Origin of the sequence: Nodosilinea sp. P-1105, assembly GCF_012911975.1 — a bacterium.
Taxonomy (GTDB): Bacteria; Cyanobacteriota; Cyanobacteriia; order Phormidesmidales; family Phormidesmidaceae; genus Nodosilinea.
In genome coordinates this window covers 124,048-144,581 of the sequence record NZ_SMDQ01000002.1, presented here as the reverse complement: position 1 = coordinate 144,581, position 20,534 = coordinate 124,048, and the positions used below count along the sequence as shown (strand labels likewise).

Here is a 20,534-nt window from a genome sequence, read left to right as displayed (position 1 = left end):
AACGCCGGTACAGATCCCAGGGTTCTATCCTTGGATGGCCCAAAATTCGTTGCCCATTAGCCTAAGAACCCTGGGATCTTGCAATACTGTACCGATGCTCTAGGATACCAGGGCTGTTTCATTGTTAAACAGGAATATTGCCCGTATGAACTTTTGCCCCCAAACCCCCAATCTTGGGGCTTCAGATCCCCCCAGAATTGGGGGGCGGGGGGGCAAAGCTGTGGCCTAGCCTCCGACCTTTCTGACACCTTGCTAAGAGGCTACCGGCGCATGGGCATCCAGAATTTTCGCTAACCCCGGCACGGCGGCGGCCACATCCCCTTTGACTGACTTGCGCAACTTCTGGTACGAAGATCGCACTACCCCATTGTTAGACCCAGCGATTCTACGGTCGGTAACACTCAGGACCTGGTCGGCGGCGCGATCGCTGTTTTGCTGCAAGTACTGGACTGGATCACCCGCTTGCCAGCCCTCGGCCCACATTGGTTCTAGGGCCGTTACAATGTCGGGCAATAGTCGATCAATGGCCCCTGGAATATAGCTAGGGCCCAGGCCCTTGACCAAACTATACGTAGCTTTAAACGCCAGCCCAGATACTCCACCCTTAGCAGCCACCTGCTGATCAATCAGTCCAGTGCAGGCTTGAACCATGCTTGCTTTGGTGTTGGAATCATTAAGCATATCACTTAGGGTCATAGGTCTTCCTATAGAAATTTGGTTATGCCAAGCCCATTTCCGGATCTATCGTTGCCCCACAGGAGTTATCCCGCAGGCAAAACGCCGCCTTTAGGCTTGGCTTGGTTGACAGTCTGCTTTCCCTATTCTTTCTGATTGTTGAGTCAGGACTAGGGTTATTCTCCCCAGTTGAACAGGACTTAACAAATCTGTAAATCTTTGAAAGATAGATCAATCGGTTCGCAGATTGGGGCAATGTCAAACCAGAATATCACCGAACCACAGAAGGTTAGTTCAACTGCGTCAGGTCAACCGTCAGGCACTGGCCGGCAAACTCGACGCGATCGCCCGTCACTAACTTACGCCCTCGACGAGTTTCAATTTCTCCATTGACGCTGACGTCACCACTTTGCACAACCAACTTAGCGTGTCCGCCCGTGGAGACCATCTGCATCTGCTTCAGGAATTGATCGAGTTTGATGTAGTCAATGTTGGGCATACTCTTGGAATAAAGGGCCTATACCGATAGGGGTTGCATTATCAGTAGTATCGCACTAGCTGCCCTGCTGAACAGCAGCGGATCCACTGGGTTTAATAGCAGAAAGTCTTCAGGTATGGACAGCCCTAGGCCGTTTACACTCGTGATAAGGCCGCGCGTTGTTTTTGACTACGTAGAGGAAAGGATGCTGACCAATCAACAACTCCTGCAAGAGCTTCGGCAAAAGCAGCTGCAGCTAGAGACCTTTCGGAATACCGCTAGCGAGCCACTTCAGACGGTACTCGATGAGTATGACTGGGGAATTGTCTCTGGGGCTGGCCACAACGGCTTACCTCTGATTACCTTACGCCTTAACCATCGTATCGCCCTCAATGATCCCAGCCTGCTGACCCTGGCTGAACAAGCCGAGCAGACCTGGGGACCCGTGGATTTCGCCTTATTTTCGGGGGAAACTCAGGATCCAGTCAGGGTTTTGAGTAAAACGCTATTAGATCAGCGCTGGCGCTGGCGACAGTCGAGTCACTAGTACAATACGGCATAAGCCTGCAAATCACTATCTGACACTTATACACCTAGAACCTAATATCTGACCCCCTCAGCCAAGGTAGTCATCTTGCTGTCAGCCAATACTAGGGGTGCAGGGGGCGATCTAATCGCTGCTAATAACTCAACTTCAGGGCATTCACAGGCACCTCATCCCAGCTTTCAACGGTGCGTAGCTGGGCGACCCAACCTGCCTGGATCTGGTCATCGGTTAAGTTTTCTTGAAAGGATTGGTGGCAGGCCTGGGCCTGGGTCTGATCACAGCAGGCAATACAAGAGTAAATTAAGCCAGAGGGATCGATTTGTTCGTTGATCCAAATCATAGGACAGGCGATTGCAGCAGGGTACCGGAGCACTGTAACACTTTGAGCACAGTTGCCGAGGTGTTCACGGGGTTATGACGCCGCCATTGGTGCAGCCGAGTTGGTGGTATTGTGCACCGCTTGGCGTAGCTCGGCGATCGCCTGGAGTTGATAGTCATTCACCTCTTGCAACTTAGCCACCCCATCGGCCAGGCGATCAAGGGATTGCCTCATACCATTCACACTATCTTGGGCTGGGTTCAGCAGGTCTTCGCAGACGCCCAGCTTACCCCGTACCTCTGCCAGATCAAGCTGTTGTTGCCGCACTTGATGGTCAAAGGCTTCCACCTCGGCCCGTTCAGCCGCCAGTTGCTGGTCATCGGCATCAATGTCTAGCTTCAGTTGGCTCACGTCCTCTTGGGCCTGCTTCATGGCGGCCTCTAGGGCACTAATGGCATCTAGGGTTTGTTGCCGTTGCTCATCCACACTATTGAGAATGGGCTCTAGATCAACGGCATTAACCGGCGTTTCTTCAACCACTAGTCCCTGCCGCCGCTTGAGCACAGCCTGGTGTTGGCTTAGTACCTCTTCTCGTTCCAGTAGGTTACGCCGCTGTCCTACCAGGGTTTCATTCAACATTTGGTAGCGATCATCCTCTTCGGCCAACTCCGTTTCCAGTTCCAGGCGCTCAAACTCGTTGGCCTGTTCAATCTTGGCTTTGATATCGTCCATGGCCTGCTTCTCTAGGGCCAGTTCCTCTTCCTGGTCGGACACAAACCGAGAAACCTTCTCCATATCTTTTTCTAAGTCTGTGACTAGAGTCTGCAGGGCATCTAGATCCATCGCCTCTAAGGAAGCCACGTCCACCTTCTTGCTTAAGCGCACCTTATCGGAGGTGTTGAGCAGGTCGTATAACTTTTGGTGCAAATTCCCTTGAATGTGGAGCGTATCTGAGAGGGTTTGCAGCTGATCTTGCTGGGCCTTTATGGCCTGCTGGCGCAGCTTAAGATCTTCTTTTTTGGCGATTAGAGCCGCCTCGGCCTGGTGCCAGTCAGCCCACTGCTGCTGTAGCTGAGCCAACTGTTGATCCAGCTCTTGCTGACGCTGCTCCAACTCTTGACGCTGGTTTTCTAAGGACTGACGATAATCTCCGAGCAGTCCTTGATGATACGTGAGGCCATCATTGGCGTGGGTCAAGGGCTCCCGCAGCCCTTCCATCGGCATCACGGTCTCAGTGAGGCGGTTGAGGGCGGCCTGGAGTTGATCAATCTGCCCAGGGGCCAGACCAGTGCCAGCACCCATATCAGCCTTCAGTTCGTCCAGACGCCGCATCTCACCATTCAGGTGAGCCCAGGCTCCCTCTAGGTCTTGATTTTTGCGATCGAGCTCAGCCTGCTGTTGCTCTAGGGCTTGGCGCAGTTGCTCCAATTCCTGCCGCTGGCCGTCTAGCTGCTCGAAATCGGCTTCTGCTTGTTCCAGTTGTTCCTGGCGGGTTTCAATCTCCAGTTCCCGGCGGTTTAGCTCTTGGCTTTGGAAGGTCAAGGACTGCTTCCATTGCTCAATTTCTTCTTCCTGAGTTTTCGATTTCTTGCTCAGGTTAGAAAAGTTCTGCAGAATGCTAGTCAGGGTTCGCCCCGCCTCATAGTGACGTTGGACCTGGCGGCTACCACTCACCTCAACCATCACTAGAGCGCCAGCATTGTAGGAGGCATCATCAGGAGCGGCTAAGGTTTCATCACCGGTAACGGCGCTCCAGCTATGCTCGCTACGCTGGCAAGCCAGTAACTTAAACTCAGGTTTACCAGTACCAATAAATCCTGACTTTTTTTGGACTTCTGCAAGATACAGCACGCTGGTGGTCCTCGTCGCTTAAAAACGTAGTAATTTCAATAGTCAGTCAAGCAATAGTCAGTCAAACCCAATAGGTCACCCGAGCTCTGAAGGTCAGAACAGATGCGCTGGACTCCAAGAGCCGATAAACAGGGCCTTGATCCAGTTTGTATACCGGGTTAACAGGCACTGTGGGCCTTGACAACCTAAGTAGAACATGACCCGAATCTAAATTGCCCCGAAGCTACAACGGATCTTAGCTAATTTTGGCCCGATGCATAGGTCTCTTTGGGAACCGAACTCTGAATCTATTTACATAGATAAGATTAATGTGCCCGGAAACCCGAAAGGGCTAAGCCTATGACTCCATCAATTTTCCTGGTGCTGTGGCCTGAGCGGTTGCTGCTGGTGGGGAAACATGATGGGTAAGGTTTGAGTAAGGGAGTCTTATACTGGTACTGGAAACAGATGATTGATCTACCCAGATTGGCTCTAGCAAGTCAGCGAGTTGTCCCTTGGGCGGGGAATGCTCTGCCGGTAGTGCTGATGTCGCCGTTATCAAGGCCTACGAGGGGCAATAGGGTTACCTTTTGGTTGATTTGTTTGAGGGTTTTGGGGCTGCATGCAGGGTTATCTGTCGGAAATTGACATTCGCAGCATGCTGCAGCTGATCGAGCTGGGGCAACGGACGGGTGAGCTTTATTTGGAAAGTTATGGTACTGCGGGACCAAAATCCTTAGGGCAGCCCGGAGACGCGGATCGGGAATTTAGCGATCGCGGCCATTCATGGCTGGTGTTTTTAGCGAATGGTCAGCTGGTGTACGCTGGCACCACCGACAACAGCCTCGATCGCCTGTGGGATCATCTGCAGCGCTACGGTTTAGCCCAGTCATTGCCAGATCCGAGTATCACCTCTGCGATCGCCTCATTTAATTCTCCCGAGTATGGCACCCTCTGGGCTCTGCTAGAGCAGCATCTGATCACCCCAGACCAAGGACGCTCAATTCTCAGCCATATGGTGCACGAGACCCTCTTTGATCTCCTGAGTCTGCACCATGGGGCCTTTGTGTTCCAGCTGGGTTCAGCCCTGAGCCCTCAGCTGATGACCCACAAAATTAGCGATTTAGTCAGTGGACTAACCCAGCAAATTCAAACCTGGCATCAGCTCCACCCCAATCTGCAATCCCCCGATCAATGTCCTCTGCTGCTCGACCCCGCTGCCTTTCGAGCCAGTGTGTCAGAGGCAGCCTATAACCGCCTGAGCCAGTGGATGGATGGCCAAACCTCGATCCGGCGTATCGCCCGCTATCTCAATCGCGATCTTGTTACCGTCGCTCGTAGCCTGTTGCCAGCTATTCAGCATGGCCAAATTAGCTTGGTTTATGGCCCACTGTCCTCCTCCTTGACCGCCAAGCCTGACAATGGCCGACCTTGGCAGGAGCGTTTGCCCCGGATTGTGTGTATCGACGACAGTCTTTCGATTCGCCAGACGGTAGAGCAAATGCTATCTGGCCAGGGCTATGAAGCGACCTCCCTGGGCAACCCCCTTAAAGCCCTGGGATTACTGTTTCAGCTGCAACCGGATTTGATTTTGTGCGACATCGCCATGCCTGAGTTGAATGGCTACGAGCTCTGTGCCATGTTGCGTCATGCCAGTGCCTTCTGCCAAACCCCCATCGTCATGCTTACCGGTAAAGATGGCTTTTTAGATCGGGTCAAGGCTAGAATGAGCGGCGCCACAGACTATTTAACTAAACCCTTTGGTGCTACCGAACTACTGGCCTTGGTGGAGAAGTACGTTGGTCCTGGGGATCTCGATCGCCCTGCCCCTGATCAATTACTGGCCGATGCGATCGAAGATGACCTGGACATCGACCTGAGTTCCCCGCCCCTTTCCCGGTAACATTCCTTATTGTCCAGGGGTATCTTGCTCCAATTTCCTCAAGATTCGCCATAATTTGAACTACTGGGTTGAGGAGTTCGCCACGGTTAGCAGGATCAGTCGCCATTCCGGGTACCTTAGAATCACAACTGAAGGCATTCCACTGATTGCCAACCGTCCCTGGTAGTTCCATAGACAGGCTAGGGTGTCAGCCTATGTCACCGAGGTATTCACCCTCTCAGCATCAACTTATGCGTAAAGTTCTGGTGGTAGAAGATAGCCTTCCCCAACGGGAAATGATTTCAGAGTTATTGCGGGGTATTGGCCTGCAAGTCTTTGTGGCTAGCGATGGCATGGAGGCCTTAGAGCAACTCCAAAGTCAGTCACCTGATATGGTGGTGCTCGATATTGTCATGCCCCGCATGAACGGCTATGAACTCTGTCGTCGAATTAAAGCCGATCCGGCTACCCAAAATGTGCCGGTGGTGATGTGTTCATCGAAAGGGGAAGAATTTGATCGCTACTGGGGGATGAAACAGGGAGCCGACGCCTATATTGCCAAGCCGTTTCAGCCGATGGAATTGGTTGGTACCGTCAAACAGCTACTTAGGGGATAAGCAACCGCACAAGCATTATGGTAGGCAATCCAGACTTTTTAACTCAAACTGGGCAAGATCAAGACCCAGAGCTTCAGGAACTTGAAACCCCTGAGGGCGAATTATTTCTCCGTTTTTTTGTGACCTCAGACGATGAATTCGCCCTGCCCGCCACCGGTATTCGTCGCATTATCGAACATCCCCCCGATCGGATTACGCCCATTCCCAACGTATCTCATCTCCTACTCGGTACCCTGAATGAGCAAGGGCGAGTGATTTGGGTGGCCGATTTAGGTCAGTTTTTAGGTTATTCCTCCATACTAAATACAGACCGTCCGGAAATTTCCGTGATTGCCGTTGAAGATCAGGGAACTATGCTAGGCTTAGCCGTTAATCGAATTGTCGGAACTCGCTGGCTAAACCCCGATAAAACAAGGGTCCCAAACGATAGCCCAGATGCCATGGCTCCATTTTTGCGCGGAGAGTGGATGATTGACCCTGATAAAAATAAAACTCTGCGGCTGCTGGATCACATTGCCGTGATTCGCTCAGCCCGGTGGGCTACCTAGTCGCTCAGACCCGCTTCACCCCTTTAGGACATTTGCACTGGCAGGAGAAGATTATGGCTTCAGGCATTGATTACTCTCAGGCTTATCAAAAAGCTGAGAGAGCCTATGTACAAGGCAACTATCAGGATGCCGCAGCGGCCATTGATCAGCTTGCTGAGGAGTACCCTGACGATCCCAGCGTTTTACTGCTAAGGGGGCACATCTATTGCTATGGCTTGCAACAGTACGATCTGGCTCGAGATCTCTATGCCACAGTACTGCAAGTGACCTCCGAAGAAGAGTATGTGGACTACGCTACCAACGGCTTAGACTACACCACTCAGTTTTTGCCCCACTCAGCTCCCGATGTTGATGGTGACGGGGGGAGCACCGCCTTTGGCCCCGAGTCTTCCCAGTCCAGCCCAATGGCAGATACCGCCGTGCCCCTAGAGGCCACCTCAGGTGATGAGGCCTTACTGGAACAGGACAGTTTTGTTGATTTTGACTCCCCCCAGAGCCTTGCTGCGGAGCAAACTGAGTTCAGTCAACCTTTCGGTGATCCTGGCTTTGACATACCTGACGATCCGTTTGGAGCCAGCCCTAGCAACCCCTTTGAAGCAGACGCCATCTCCCTGGGCGAAAGTCAGGCGTTTGAAGATCCGTTTGCAGCTATGGATTCAGGTTTGGCAGACAGCTTAGAGGATATTACCTTCGAGGATGACTCTCCAGCGGATGCTTTAGGGGACGGTCAACAGGCCGATCCCTTTGGGGATCAAGACTTTGGTGGTCAGGATTTTGGGAGCTATGGGGATGACGGTGAAGCGATTCAGCGCTCAGGGGCTAGAGGCGATCGCCCGTCCCAAAATGTTGGGCTGGCGGATGAGTCCTTTGACCAAGCCTGGTCAGCCCTGGAGGACGACGGTGGCGACATGACTGTCTTTGCTCCAGAACCCGACCTGATGGGCGAAGATTTTGATACTGCTGGTAGTGGTCTAGCGGACGATGAATTAGCGGACGATGGGCTAGCGAATGATGTAGGCGATAGCTATGCCAAGAATGGCAATGTGCCGACGGCTGACGATGACAGTAGCTCTCAACTGTCCAGCAATGTGGATTTCCTCGACGAGTTTAGTGAGTTTGACGATTTAGGCAGCCTGCCCGACTTCGAACTATCGGACAGTTCTGCCGGGTTTACCACCCCTTCGGTAGGGGCCTCAGGGCTGAGTTCTACGGATGACTCTACGGACTATAGTACTGCGGGCACCTCTGCCTTTGACCTGGCTGACGTGAGTGACCAATCGGTCATGAGTGACGAAGATATTTTCAGCCTCTCTGGGACAACCAGCACCCTACCCGTTTTTACCCAGGGGGACAGGGCCGAGGTGGAGCCGGTAGCCGATGGTCAGGGTTGGCTAAGCTTTCTGGATAATGCCACCCTATCGGGCAAGGAGCTGATTGTGGCGGTTACCGCTGGGGTCGCTTCCGCGCTAGCGGTTGGGGTGGTTAACTTTGCGGCTTCAACCTTGGAGCCCGAGCGTGATTACCCCAAGGCCGTGCATGCCATGATGGCGCTAGCGGCTGGGGGTGTGGGTTTTGGAGCAGCTTGGGGGGCGGGGCATCTATCTCACCGCCGGATTAGGGCTAGCGTCGAGGATCTACAAAACCAGTTTAATGGAGTGATTCAAGGCAATTTAGCCGCTCGGGCGACGGTCCTTTCAGAGGATGAGTTTGGCCGCCTATCGAGTAGCTTTAACCAGATGTCTCGGGTGATTTTGACTACCACCAGCGAGGCCCAGCGCAAAGCCCAAGAGCAAGAACAGGCCAAAGAAGACTTGCAGCGCCAGGTGATTCGCCTACTGGATGATGTAGAAGGGGCGGCTCGGGGAGATTTGACTGTTCAGGCTGAAGTTACCGCTGATGTGCTGGGGGCTGTGGCAGACTCCTTTAACTTGACCATTCAAAACCTGCGAGAGATTGTACAGCAGGTGAGTGTGGCGGCCCGTCAAGTCAGTAAGGGCTCTACTGAAAATGAGATTTTTGCCCGTAGCCTATCCGCCGATGCGCTGCGCCAGGCGGAAGAGCTAGCGGTGACGCTGAACTCGGTGCAGGTGATGACTGACTCGATTCAACGGGTGGCCGAGAGTGCCCGTGAAGCGGAGGAAGTGGCGCGCACAGCATCCACCACGGCCCTTAAGGGAGGGGAGTCGGTGGAACGGACTGTGGCCGGGATTCTAGAAATTCGTGAAACGGTGGCTGAAACCACCCGCAAGGTCAAGCGTCTGGCGGAATCCTCCCAGGAAATTTCTAAGATTGTGGCGTTAATTTCCCAGATTGCCTCCCGCACCAACCTGTTGGCTCTCAACGCTAGTATTGAGGCGGCTCGGGCTGGGGAAGCTGGTCGGGGCTTTGCGATTGTCGCCGACGAGGTGCGGCAGTTGGCTGACCGGGCGGCCAAAGCCTCGAAGGAAATTGAGCAAATTGTGCTGCAAATTCAAAGTGAGACTGGCGGTGTGATGACCGCTATGGAAGAAGGCACCCAGCAGGTGATTGAAGGGACTCGCCTGGCAGAACAGGCGAAGCGCTCCCTGGAAGACATTATCCAGGTGTCAAACCGCATTGATGTGCTGGTGCGATCGATTACCGCTGACACCGTAGAACAAACCGAAACCTCTCGGGCTGTAGCTCAGGTGATGCAATCGGTAGAACTTACCGCCCAAGAAACCTCCCAAGAATCTCAGAGGGTGTCGGGGTCGCTGCAAAACCTGGTGGGGGTTGCCCGAGATCTGCTGACATCGGTAGAGCGATTTAAGGTAGATAAAGCTGATAACTAGGGGTCAGCCTGGTTGGGGCCAGGTGGGAAATAAGCACGTGTTTAGAAGGGAATCACCATGCTGCCTGAAGATCAAAAGCGCATCTTGGGTTACTTCATCGAAGAGGCCAAGGATCATCTCAACACCATTGAACAGGGCCTGTTAAGTCTGCAAGCGACTATCGAAGACCCAGACATGGTGAACGAGGTGTTTCGGGCAGCTCACTCGGTCAAGGGAGGAGCTGCCATGCTGGGGATCGGCAGCATGCAGCGCACAGCCCACCGCATGGAAGATTTCTTCAAGTTGTTAAAAGAGGCGCCGATCCAAACCGATCGCGAGCTTGAATCTCTGCTGCTTCGTATCTTTGATGGGCTAAAAGACCAGTTAGAACAATTGCAGGGACCCTTTGGTCTCACCGAAGACCAAGCTACCACCATCATGGCGACGTTGGAGCCGGTTTTTGCCGAAACCGATACCCACCTGCAGCAGCTCCTGAAGACAGCCCCTGCCGCAGTTCTCGAACCTGTATCTGCACCCACCCCGGTACCGGTAGTGGCGGCGGCGGCACCTGCCTCTAATCCTGAAACCAGTGCTTTAAATCTTGTGTTTCGCAGCGATATCCCAGCCCTGTTGCGGGATATGTTGACCACCTTCAAACAGGCCGATACCCCTACCTCGAGACAAGATCTAGCGCATATCTGCCAGCGGTTACACAGTATCGGTGAGCAGTTTGAACTAACCCATTGGTGCGACCTCACCCATGCTGTTCGCCAGGCGGTGGGCAATCCCCAGGTCACCTATCGGACCTTGGCCCCCATCGTAATTAAAGACCTAAAGCAAGCCCAAGAACAGGTGCTGAGGCAGGCCCCTGACCAAATTACGACGTCGACGGCGTTGCTAGAGATGGTCCCAGCCGACACCGTGTCAGCGGCGGTTGGTGACAATGGGGCTTTGGATGCCTTGCTGGCTGAAGCCCTGCATGACGACACTAGCGGCGATGATTTGGCCGATTTGTTTGCCACAGCCGAAGTCGATGATACCGAGCCGTCACCGAGCGATACGGATGATGGCTGGTTAGAGCAACTTACCCAGACCAGCCAGCCCGCTGATGACAGCGGACTGGACGCCATGTTAGACAGCTTAGATGGCGCTGCAACAGCTGCCCCTGGTGAGGTGGGCCCAGAAGTGGGCATGGCTGAACTCAATAGCCTGGCTGACTTATTTGAAGGAGATGTCGGCGATCTAGCGGACATGTGGGAAGAGGAACCGATTACTGATGATGCCCTCCCTGATTTCGACCTAGATGACGATCAGACTGATCTTGACAGTGAATTTGCCGACTTTTTAGGCGCTGAGCCAGTCTCCGGCATCGATGAGACCACTGACACTGACTTAGATGATGAGATGGCCAGCTTATTTGGCTATGACTTAGATGACGAGTCAGCCCTACCAGATGTGACCGAGCCTGCGGATGAAGCCGTAAATGCAGCTGATCTCGATGATCTAGACTCGGCGTTGGACCTGACTTTAGAGCCCACCCATACTCCGAAAGTGTCCCTTGATTTAGAAGCCGATCTGGATATGGCTACGGATGCAGCACCGGCGGACTCTCCTGCTGCGCCTGAGGTGGATAACTTCTTTGCCGTTGATCGTGGGGATCAGTCTGTGGCGGTCCCCGAACAAACCACTGAGGACTTGGCGGACTTCTTTGAGGCGGGTGAGGATGCGGCTGGGGTCGCCACAGCGTCGTCCACTGAAGCTGACTTTTGGGCTGATGACGCGATCGACAGTGCGGCGGCGGTTGATGACGACTGGGATTTAGGGTTAGGAACCGAACCCGGTCAGCCAACCAGCACCGCTACCGACTATGACCTCGGTGATTGGCTAGAAACCGCCGATGTCGCTAGGGGTGACGCTGGGGTTGACGCTGAGAGTGATTCTGAGCTTGATTCAGATCCGTTTGGAGAGTTTTACCTAGATGAGGGGGGCACAGATGATGATGGGGCCCTGACTGACTCGGCGGCAGCGGACTTACCCCCAGAAAACCTGACCCCAGAAAACCTGACCCCAGAGGACCTGGCCCCAGAGGATGCCACGGCCACCTTCTCCGAATCCCCTGCCCCTGACATGGCCGCTGACTGGATGACGCCAGAGCCCCCAGTGGCTGCGGCTGAGGCTGTCCCCCAAGCTACGGATGCCCCGGAGGTAGAGTTCACCCTGGATCAAGAGCAGCCCCTGGATGGCAGTTCTGCTGATGCTGCCGCCGCAACGGCCCCCGAGGAGCCAGGGATGGGGGAGCCAGACATCCAAGGGGTAGATTTAGATACCCCTGAGCCTGGTCAAGCTGATGAGGCTGATTTAGGGTTTGAGGATTTAGAAGCACTACTGGACGACGATGCGATCGCCGCTCCCGATCCAACCCCAGAGCCGCTTCCAGTCCATACCCCGGCGCCAGTTGCCCCAGTTCAACAGGCGGACTCCAGTGACGACGATGAATTTGGGGATTTGGAAAAGCTGCTGGAAGACGCTGACCAACTGGGGGGGAGTGCCCCAGTGCTCAGCAGCCGTCGGGGCAGTGTAGCTGCGGCCAGTCGGCGGACCCCGCGTCGAGTCAGTACCATGGCAGACCAGACCATGCGGGTGTCTGTCAGTCACCTGGATACCCTCAGCAACCTGGTGGGGGAACTGGTGGTCAACCGTAACTCCCTGGAACAAGATCAAGATCGGCTGCGGCAGTTTCTGGATAACCTGTTGGCCCAAGTGTCCCAACTGAATGATGTGGGCCAGCGGATGCGGGATTTATATGAGCGATCGCTGCTAGAAAGCTCGTTAATGGCCAACCGTCAGGCCTTTGCCCTGGGGGGAACGGGGCAATCTAGTGGTAGTCATGCCACGGGGGCCACCTTTGACGCCTTGGAGATGGACCGGTTTACTGGCTTTCATACCTTGTCCCAGGAGATGATCGAGTTGATTGTCCGAGTCCGGGAGGCCTCCTCCGACATTGAGTTCACCATTGACTCTACCGATCAGATTGCGCGGCAATTTCGCCAGGTGACCACGCAGCTGCAAGAAGGGCTGAATAAAGCTCGCATGGTGCCCTTTAGCCAAACGGCGGAACGGTTACCCAGAGCGGTACGGGATATTTCGGTTAAGTGTGGCAAAGAAGCCAGACTGGTGGTGGAGGGGCGGGACACCCTGATTGACAAGATGATCTTGGAACGACTGTACGATCCCATGACCCATCTGGTGAACAACGCCATTACCCACGGCATTGAATCACCAGAAGCACGGGCCGCCCTCGGTAAACCGCGCGAGGGTACGATTACGGTGCGGGCCTTTTACCAAGGGAACCAGACGGTGATTTACATCGCCGACGACGGCGGCGGCATTAACCCAACCATTGTTAAGGATAAAGCCCTGCGGAAAGGGCTGATTACCCCCGACGAGGTAGAGGGTATGTCTGAGTTAGAGGTCTATGACTTATTGTTTTTGCCCGGTTTTAGTACCCGCGACCAGGCCGATGACTTTTCTGGGCGGGGCGTTGGCATGGACGTGGTGCGCACGGCCCTGTCGGAAATTCGAGGCTCCATCACCATTGAGTCGGACGTGGGCAAGGGAACCAGCTTTACCATTCGTCTGCCCCTGACGTTGAGCATTACCAAGGCCCTAAGTTGTGTCAATAACCAGGCTCGGATTGCCTTCCCCATGGACGGGGTAGAGGATATGTTTGATGTGCCCAAAGAGCGCATTCAAATCGATGCCCAGGGTTATGCCAGCGTTCTTTGGCGGGATATGAGGTTACCCTTCCGCCCCCTCGGCGACTTGTTGCAATTTAACCGCAGCCTGGGCCGAGGCCGGGTCTATGGTGGTCCCCAGGATGAGGATGTCATTTCCATGGTGGTATTGCGCAGTGCCAGCACCTTTGTGGGCTTGCAAGTGGATCAGGTGATTGGCGAGCAGGAAATTGTGATTAAGCAATTAGAGGGGCCAGTGCCCAAACCCGTGGGCATTGCGGGGGCTACGGTGTTAGGGGATGGCCGGGTGATGCCCATTGCTGATGTCCTAGAGCTGATTGATATTGCCACAGGGCGGATGCGACGGGAAGCCGGGGTTTCTCTGTGGACTCAACCCGAGGTGGAAGAGCCGGCAGGCTACTCGACCCAGAGCGAACCGACTGTCTTAATTGTGGACGACTCGATCACCGTTCGAGAACTGCTGTCGATGAGCTTCAACAAGGTGGGCTATCGGGTGGAACAGGCCCGCGATGGTCAAGAGGCTTGGGAAAAGCTGCGATCGGGACTGCCTTGTGACTTGGTGTTCTGTGATATTGAAATGCCCCGCATGGATGGGCTTGAGCTGCTGTCACGCATGCAAAAAGATGAGCGTCTTAGCCCTATTCCGATTGCCATGCTGACTTCCCGGGGGGCAGATCGCCACCGTCAAATGGCTGTTGACTTGGGCGCTAAAGGCTACTTTACCAAGCCCTATTTGGAAGAAATGCTGCTGGATGCGGCCAAACGTATGCTGCAAGGGGAAAATATGGTGTCCCGCCGTGGGGATTAGCCCCCTCTAAACCCTAGGCAGCATTCCCGTAGCCGGTAGAAGTCGGTATCCTAAGAGAGACCAGATTGGCTAGGGCGATAGTTAATGACTGGCCTATAAAGGCTAGCGCGCCTTAGAACCTCACACTATTAGGAGACTTTGTCAATGGTTGGCACCCAGCTTTCCGCCCGGGATTTCTTTCGTGCGGCTTACGAAAACCGCTATACCTGGGATCAACATTTCCCTGGCTATAGCGCTGATGTCACGTTTAATCATAATGGCACCACGTATACAGGCCAGATCAAAGTCAGCGCTGATCTGAAGCCTGAAATCAACGGCATTGATGACGATGCGGCCCAAAAGGCGATTCATGGGCAGTTGTTTGAGGTGTCCATTCACCGGGTACGGCGCAAATTTGAGGATACCCATGGCAACAATACCTTTACCTACGGCGAAACCCTGTCCGATGGCGCGGTCGAGATTTTAATGGGGGGTAAGGCCACAGGGGACAAATACCAGGTGCACCATAACGAAGTGTCTATGGTGCATCGTCACATTCATGGGGTGGTGGTGACCATTCACACCCATAGCAGTCACAACACTGGTGAGGGCTACTTATCCCACCGGTACGATTCGGTCTATCACGATCCTAAAACCGGTGAGCAAAAGGGGGGCTTTAGCACCTTTGAGGATGAGTATGAAAAGGTCGGCGACTATCACATTTTGTCTCGTCGCTCCATTGAAACCAGGACCGATGATGGCAAAGACCTCCAGGAGTTCATCTTTTCCAACATTGCCCTGCTAGATGCAGCATAGACGATTTCAAGGACCGCTGCCCCTTAGAATAGAGGGGTAGCGTTGACTGTACCCTATGCCGCCTCGCTGGCCCCGCCAACCCACTCGCCAAGATCCCGCCTATCGCCGTCTGGAAGATAGGATGAACTTCGCCGTCCATGTGGCGGCTTGTCTGGCCGTTAACTCGGGGCTCTGGTTTTTGCACACGCTGAATCCGGCTTGGGTGACTTGGGTGCAATGGGTGACGGGGATTTGGGCGACAGGGCTGATGGCCCACGGTGTTTATATCTTTGCGATCGCAGATTACTCCCCCTCCCCCCTGTCACCCCTGGCTGACCCTGTCGATCAAGGAGATTCATAATCATGGCCAATGCGAGTACCGCTAGGGAGATCGAACAACTGGCCGCCGCCATTGGGGATAAGGCGTATTTGGACGTGGCGAAATGGCATCTCTACCTGGGGGATGCCAAGTTGCATACTGTCCTGGCTGAGAAACTTTATCCACTGCTGACTGATAACAAATTGTCAGAAGACTCGCTGGCTGAGATATTACAGAGCACGCCTGTCCCCCTGGGGGGTGGCCGCACCCAAGTTAACCTGCGCGATCTGATGCCGACAGGGAGCCAGGCTGATCTGTTGCAAGCCCTGGAAGAGTATCAGCGAGACCTTTAACACTAATGGTGATGGTGCGCCAGCCAGTGGCACCAGTGATGGTGTCCGTCACAGGATTTCTATGGCCGCTGCCCCTGTAGCTTTCATCTATGGCCCATAATAAAGACGTTGTGTAACGTTTTTATACGCTATGACTCTTCCCAGTACGTTAACCACCCTAGACGGTAATGCCCTCTCCCCTGAGACTCTGGACGGCAAGGTGGTACTCTTTGTCAATGTGGCCAGCAAATGTGGTCTCACCCCCCAATACAATGGGTTGGTTGAGTTAAACAAGGCCTACAGCGATCGCGGCCTGGTGATCATTGGGGTACCTTGTAACCAGTTTGGTCAGCAAGAGCCCGGTAGCCCTGATGAAATCAAAGAATTCACTAAAACTAAGTACGATGTTGACTTTACCCTGCTGGAAAAGCAGGACGTAAATGGTGCCAACCGCAGCCCCTTGTATCAGTTTTTGGTGGGCGATGGTCCTGACATTGGCTGGAACTTTGGCAAATTTTTAGTCGGGCGCGATGGCCAGGTGGTGGCCCGGTTTGAACCCCAAACTGCCCCTGATGATCCCAGCCTTAAAGCCGCCATTGAAAAAGCTTTGGGCTAAGTTGCTGGTGCTCACCTGGCTAGTGGTCTGTTAAGTCTTGAATTTAGGGCTTCCAGATGTAGAGATTTGGTGGCATCAATGTCCGAAATCCCCTCCTTTGGAGGCCTGCGCTGAGCGTGTCGAAGTGGGTAGGGGTGGGTCAAGCAAGCCCGAAGGAACCCACCCCGCCCTCCGGGCACCCCTCCGTGGGAGGGGATGAAAGGTCCTAATGTGTTGAAGCAACCTCTCTGAAGATTAAAAGGCTTTTGCAAAGCACTTATCCTACTTCAGTCCTGAGGATTGTCCTGAGGACTTTCCTGATAAACATGACTTTGTCCTGAGGATTGTCCTCAGGACATGCTAGGATAGGGGCAAGACTGAAGGGCTCAGGAAGATATCGCCTCCACTGGTGGGTGCAGCTTCCCCTAGCAAACTCAAGGCTAGAGCGGTTGACAGTCCATCCCTCTTTTTAAATACAAAGAGGTGATGCCAGTGCTAACACCAACATCACCAAAGGAAACAACAACAACAGCTAACATCAACGTCGTTGAAGATCAGACCAGCGCTGAACCCGCTGGTCTTTTTATTTTAACCTGTTACCAGCCCTTATCATCTGCTGCTGGATTGGGACAGGTCTACCGCGATCGCTTGGTGACTCGCCAAGCCACTTCCCCATTTTTGCGGTAGCCAGCTCGAGTAAAGATAAATCCAGCCTCAAAAAAGCTATCTCCCAAGCGTTCAATGTCCCGAGGGGAAAGGTCTAAGAGTTCTGCCAGTTCGCTGGTACTAGGCATCCAGCCATTGCGGGCAGCGGCCTCTAAGCGATCGAAATAGTGCATTGGATCAGGGGCTGGGGCACCACCCAGACGGCTCACCACTTCCGAGACGATGGCACTAATGAGACTGCCAAAGTCCCCTGGGGTCGGAGCTAATGTAGATCCGTTGGCTGCAGATCCTCCAGCGTTACCAGGGCTGGTCCGAGGCTGCCGTAGGCCCCTAGCCTCGATAAATTCAGCGGCACTACCCCCCTGGTGATTAATAAAGGCGTGCAAATCGTCCATGAGTTTCACCTGGGCGACATTGAGGAACGCGCGATTACCCACCCGCTCAGGCACAATGCCCAACTGGTCCATCCGCTTATACACCGCACTACGGGCCAGATCGTAGCGACTGGGCAACTGGCTGACCGGAAATTTATCGATTTCGCCGCGACTCATGGCTGTCCTCCGGACAATCCACAGGATATACCTCTAGTATCCCTTACGTCTCTGTCCTCTGGAAAGTCCTCTGGATAAATTGGGGCTTAGAATGCCCCACAGGTTTCTCTAAGTCGGGCCTTGGTGCGCTGAAGTTGGGGCGTGAGGCCCAGTTGAGCATCGTCGTAGAGTCGCTGAAACTCCCGTTCAAAGTGAGCGGCCACGGTGGGATTGCGAATCATCAGTAGGTTCTCATCGTTAACGGTATTAGCGGCCTGACTCCAATTTTGGGAGCCAATCAGTACCGTGTTTTGATCCATAACGGCAAATTTATGGTGGAGTTTGTCTCCGTCGTTAAGGCTGGGGACACCAACGCTGGTAATCGGAATTGGCCAAGGCCGGTTATTGGCATCCCACTGGCAGCGGTGGTCAGGCAGGGCCATGCCTAGCATGTCCAATCCTTCGCTGTAACTGCGGTAGGCAAAACCAGGGTCAATCAGGGTTTTAATTTGTACCCCCCGTTGGGCTAGGGGCCAAAGTTGGTCGCTAATGGCCTGTTCCGAAAAGACAAACAACGCCAGATGAATGGTGCGACTGGCCTGGCCCAGGGTTTTGGCAATCAGGCCATTGACACTCTCGGCCCAGGGGATGGTTCTAGAGGTGGGGGAAAACTGTACCTCCAGCACTGAACCTGGGGTTGAGACCAGGCTGGACGGGCGATGGGGTTTTTGCAGGCCAAATAGACTGTCAGCCGCCCCCCCAGGACCATCCCCCCACATGTAGTTAAACTCTGCTTGAAAGTGTTGGGCCAGTTCTCGGCTATCGATCACCACCAGGCTGTTGGCATTGCCTCGGCTATCGGGGTTAGCATAGTCCCCGTGGACACAGCTCATGGTCCAATTAGCGGATCCAGTGACGACGGTACGGCCATCAATCACCATGAATTTGTGGTGCATCAGGCCGCTGCCTTTGCTGCCGTCGGCGGTATCGTCAATTAATGGAATGTGGGCCTGGGCCAAAATGGTTAAGGCGTCTCGGGCAGCTAATTCGTCGTCGCTGAGCACCCCATCCTGGTTGGTGTCGATCAGCTGAAACTGATCGGATGCTTTCGTTCTGGCCCTGTCCTCCATTTGGGCGATGGTACCGCGATTGCGGTCTGCCATGGAGGTGTTGTAGGTGTCTTCAATCACCACTCTGACTGGGACACCGTCTCGCTGCCGTTGGGCCAGGGCCAGGGCTACCCCCGGTAGGGAAAACTCGTGCACAGCGACATCAATGGAGGTGTTGGCGGCGGCGATCGCATCCACGAGCACCTGCTCTAAATCATCGCCGTGGCGCGTGATCTGGCGATAGGGATCGGTGTAGAAGGCGGCTTGATTTTGGTTGAAATACACCTGAATGTAAGGATCCTGGGGTAGTGGATCCAGGGTTTCTAGGGAAGCCTGGCCCTGAAACTGGCGGCTGATCCCCAAAACCAGCAGCAATCCCACCCCAAATCCAATAGCCCACTTCCACCAGGGCCAGCGCCGCCAAGCGGGCTTGGACCGATAGATGGTGATGCGAGTGGATGGAGACCGTAGCGGTTGAGGGTGGGAAGAATGGGATTGATGCACAGCATAATGGAAGACTCGTCTGCCCTAGTCAACCCAAGGCCACCTGGCCTCTAACAGCCCCTCCGCACAATGCCGTAGATAGATCTAATTCTCTCCATCTCTTTGGCCTCCTCAAAATAAGAACGAAAAACGAAGAACGAAAAACGTAGGGCGTAGCCCGTGCGTAGCAAAGGGAAGAACTTAGCTGGTGCGTAGGGCCTTGCCCACACTCAGTGGCAGCAAAGTTCAAAGTTCAAAACTCAAAATTCAAAATTCAAAATTCTCTCCCCACCTCCCCACCTTCCCCATCTCCCCCCAATCCTCATGCCCCACCACACTCTCCTGTTCCAATGCATCGCAGACCTAGTCCTCTGCCACTCCCCCAGTGGGGCCGAGACGGAAATTAACCACCGACTCATCGAGCTCTTGACTGACCTGGGGGTCGAACACTGGCAGGATGAGGCGGATAATATTATTGCCAAAATTCCGGGGCAGGATGAGAGCCGCGCGATCGCGATCACGGGCCACAAAGACGAAATTGGCATGATCGTCAAAACGATTTATACCGATGGGCGAGTGGCGGTGCGTAACTTAGGGGGCGCTTACCCCTGGGTGTATGGGGAAGGGGTAGTGGACTTAATCGGCGACTATCACACCATCAGCGGCATTTTGAGCTTTGGTTCCCGCCATGTGTCCCATGAGTCGCCCCAAAAAGCCCAGCAGGAGACTAAGCCCATCCGCTGGGAAACCGCCTGGATTGAAACCAAGCGATCGCCCCAAGAACTAGCGGCAGCCGGGATTCGCCCTGGCACCCGGGTGGTGGTAGGGAAGCACCGCAAGCAGCCTTTTGCCCTGGGGGACTACATCGCCAGCTACACCCTTGATAACAAAGCGTCCCTGGCCATTTTGCTGACCCTGGCAGAGCGCCTGACCACTCCACCCGTCACCGTATATTTAGTGGCTTCAGCCAAAGAAGAGGTGGGGGCCCTGGGGGCGCTATATTTCACCCAAAGGCAGCGCCTAGATGCCCTAATTGCTCTGGAAATTTGCCCCCTCGCCGCTGAATACCCGATCCAGGCGGGGGATGCTCCAGTGTTGCTGTCCCAGGACGGCTATGGCCTCTACGATGAAGGGCTGAACTGGGAGCTACGCCGTGCCGCCACCCAGCACAACCTGCCAATTCAACTGGCGACCATCAGCGGTTTTGGTAGCGATGCCTCGATCGCGATGAAATTTGGCCATGTGGCCCGAGCCGCCTGTCTCAGCTTCCCGACCCACAACACCCATGGCTATGAGATTGCCCATCTGGGGGCGATCGCCCATTGCGCCGACATTTTAGAACATTACTGTAACGACCTGTGACAGGGGATCGGTTGGGTGAAAACCTTTTCTAGAATGAAGCTATAGCTGCTGGCTTAGTCCATAAGTCACCACCCACACCCATGGTGATAGCTATACTCAAGACCATCCCTCAACTT

The 20,534-nt window shown here is 54.2% G+C and carries 17 protein-coding genes; 11 read left to right on the top strand and 6 right to left on the bottom strand.

Annotation, left to right across the window (positions count from 1 at the left end; genetic code table 11):
• Positions 1-252 precede the first annotated feature (252 nt).
• Complete coding sequence (locus tag E1H13_RS01675; protein WP_169611657.1) at positions 253-696, bottom strand: hypothetical protein; 444 nt, start codon at positions 694-696, stop codon at positions 253-255.
• 268 nt (positions 697-964) lie between these two features.
• A complete protein-coding gene (locus E1H13_RS01670) occupies positions 965-1,174 on the bottom strand; it encodes an RNA-binding S4 domain-containing protein (protein WP_169611656.1) in 210 nt (69 codons plus the stop codon).
• A 184-nt stretch (positions 1,175-1,358) separates the two neighbouring features.
• On the opposite strand from E1H13_RS01670, the gene E1H13_RS01665 reads away from it, so the two are divergent.
• Positions 1,359-1,700: a hypothetical protein gene (locus tag E1H13_RS01665; protein WP_169611655.1), complete on the top strand. Its 342-nt coding sequence runs from the start codon at positions 1,359-1,361 to the stop codon at positions 1,698-1,700.
• A 133-nt stretch (positions 1,701-1,833) separates the two neighbouring features.
• Here the strand turns inward: E1H13_RS01665 and E1H13_RS01660 are convergent, their stop codons facing one another.
• Complete coding sequence (locus E1H13_RS01660; RefSeq protein ID WP_169611654.1) at positions 1,834-2,040, bottom strand: glycogen debranching protein; 207 nt, start codon at positions 2,038-2,040, stop codon at positions 1,834-1,836.
• Positions 2,041-2,112: 72 nt separating this feature from the next.
• On the bottom strand, positions 2,113-3,870 hold the full coding sequence (gene hmpF / locus E1H13_RS01655; RefSeq protein ID WP_169611653.1) for a pilus motility taxis protein HmpF: 1,758 nt from the start codon (positions 3,868-3,870) through the stop codon (positions 2,113-2,115).
• Between the two features lie 601 nt (positions 3,871-4,471).
• Here hmpF and E1H13_RS01650 point away from each other — a divergent pair.
• The 9 genes from E1H13_RS01650 to E1H13_RS01610 all read left to right on the top strand — a co-directional run bounded on the left by E1H13_RS01650 (position 4,472) and on the right by E1H13_RS01610 (position 16,289).
• Positions 4,472-5,752, top strand: coding sequence for a response regulator (locus E1H13_RS01650; RefSeq protein WP_169611652.1), 1,281 nt, complete (start codon positions 4,472-4,474; stop codon positions 5,750-5,752).
• Positions 5,753-5,982: 230 nt separating this feature from the next.
• Positions 5,983-6,348: a response regulator gene (locus tag E1H13_RS01645; RefSeq protein ID WP_169611651.1), complete on the top strand. Its 366-nt coding sequence runs from the start codon at positions 5,983-5,985 to the stop codon at positions 6,346-6,348.
• A gap of 17 nt (positions 6,349-6,365) precedes the next feature.
• Positions 6,366-6,896 (top strand): chemotaxis protein CheW, encoded by a 531-nt coding sequence (locus tag E1H13_RS01640; RefSeq protein ID WP_169611650.1) that lies wholly within the window; start codon positions 6,366-6,368, stop codon positions 6,894-6,896.
• A gap of 53 nt (positions 6,897-6,949) precedes the next feature.
• On the top strand, positions 6,950-9,706 hold the full coding sequence (locus E1H13_RS01635) for a HAMP domain-containing methyl-accepting chemotaxis protein (protein WP_169611649.1): 2,757 nt from the start codon (positions 6,950-6,952) through the stop codon (positions 9,704-9,706).
• A gap of 57 nt (positions 9,707-9,763) precedes the next feature.
• Positions 9,764-14,248: a hybrid sensor histidine kinase/response regulator gene (locus E1H13_RS01630; RefSeq protein ID WP_169611648.1), complete on the top strand. Its 4,485-nt coding sequence runs from the start codon at positions 9,764-9,766 to the stop codon at positions 14,246-14,248.
• 144 nt (positions 14,249-14,392) lie between these two features.
• Positions 14,393-15,043, top strand: coding sequence for a DUF3386 domain-containing protein (locus tag E1H13_RS01625; RefSeq protein ID WP_169611647.1), 651 nt, complete (start codon positions 14,393-14,395; stop codon positions 15,041-15,043).
• A 55-nt stretch (positions 15,044-15,098) separates the two neighbouring features.
• Positions 15,099-15,383, top strand: coding sequence for a 2TM domain-containing protein (locus tag E1H13_RS01620; protein ID WP_169611646.1), 285 nt, complete (start codon positions 15,099-15,101; stop codon positions 15,381-15,383).
• A 2-nt stretch (positions 15,384-15,385) separates the two neighbouring features.
• Complete coding sequence (locus E1H13_RS01615; protein ID WP_169611645.1) at positions 15,386-15,694, top strand: DUF3181 family protein; 309 nt, start codon at positions 15,386-15,388, stop codon at positions 15,692-15,694.
• Between the two features lie 130 nt (positions 15,695-15,824).
• Positions 15,825-16,289, top strand: a complete 465-nt coding sequence (locus E1H13_RS01610) for a glutathione peroxidase (RefSeq protein WP_169611644.1) — start codon at positions 15,825-15,827, stop codon at positions 16,287-16,289.
• 614 nt (positions 16,290-16,903) lie between these two features.
• Here E1H13_RS01610 and E1H13_RS01605 read toward each other — a convergent pair.
• Together E1H13_RS01605 and E1H13_RS01600 are read right to left on the bottom strand one after the other, a co-directional pair.
• Entirely contained in the window at positions 16,904-17,485 is a 582-nt protein-coding gene (locus tag E1H13_RS01605) for a hypothetical protein (protein ID WP_169611643.1), read from the bottom strand.
• An 86-nt stretch (positions 17,486-17,571) separates the two neighbouring features.
• Positions 17,572-19,077, bottom strand: a complete 1,506-nt coding sequence (locus E1H13_RS01600; RefSeq protein WP_347404101.1) for a phospholipase D-like domain-containing protein — start codon at positions 19,075-19,077, stop codon at positions 17,572-17,574.
• A gap of 303 nt (positions 19,078-19,380) precedes the next feature.
• Between E1H13_RS01600 and E1H13_RS01595 the strand changes: the two genes are divergently transcribed.
• Positions 19,381-20,418: a M42 family peptidase gene (locus E1H13_RS01595; RefSeq protein WP_169611642.1), complete on the top strand. Its 1,038-nt coding sequence runs from the start codon at positions 19,381-19,383 to the stop codon at positions 20,416-20,418.
• Positions 20,419-20,534 lie beyond the last annotated feature (116 nt).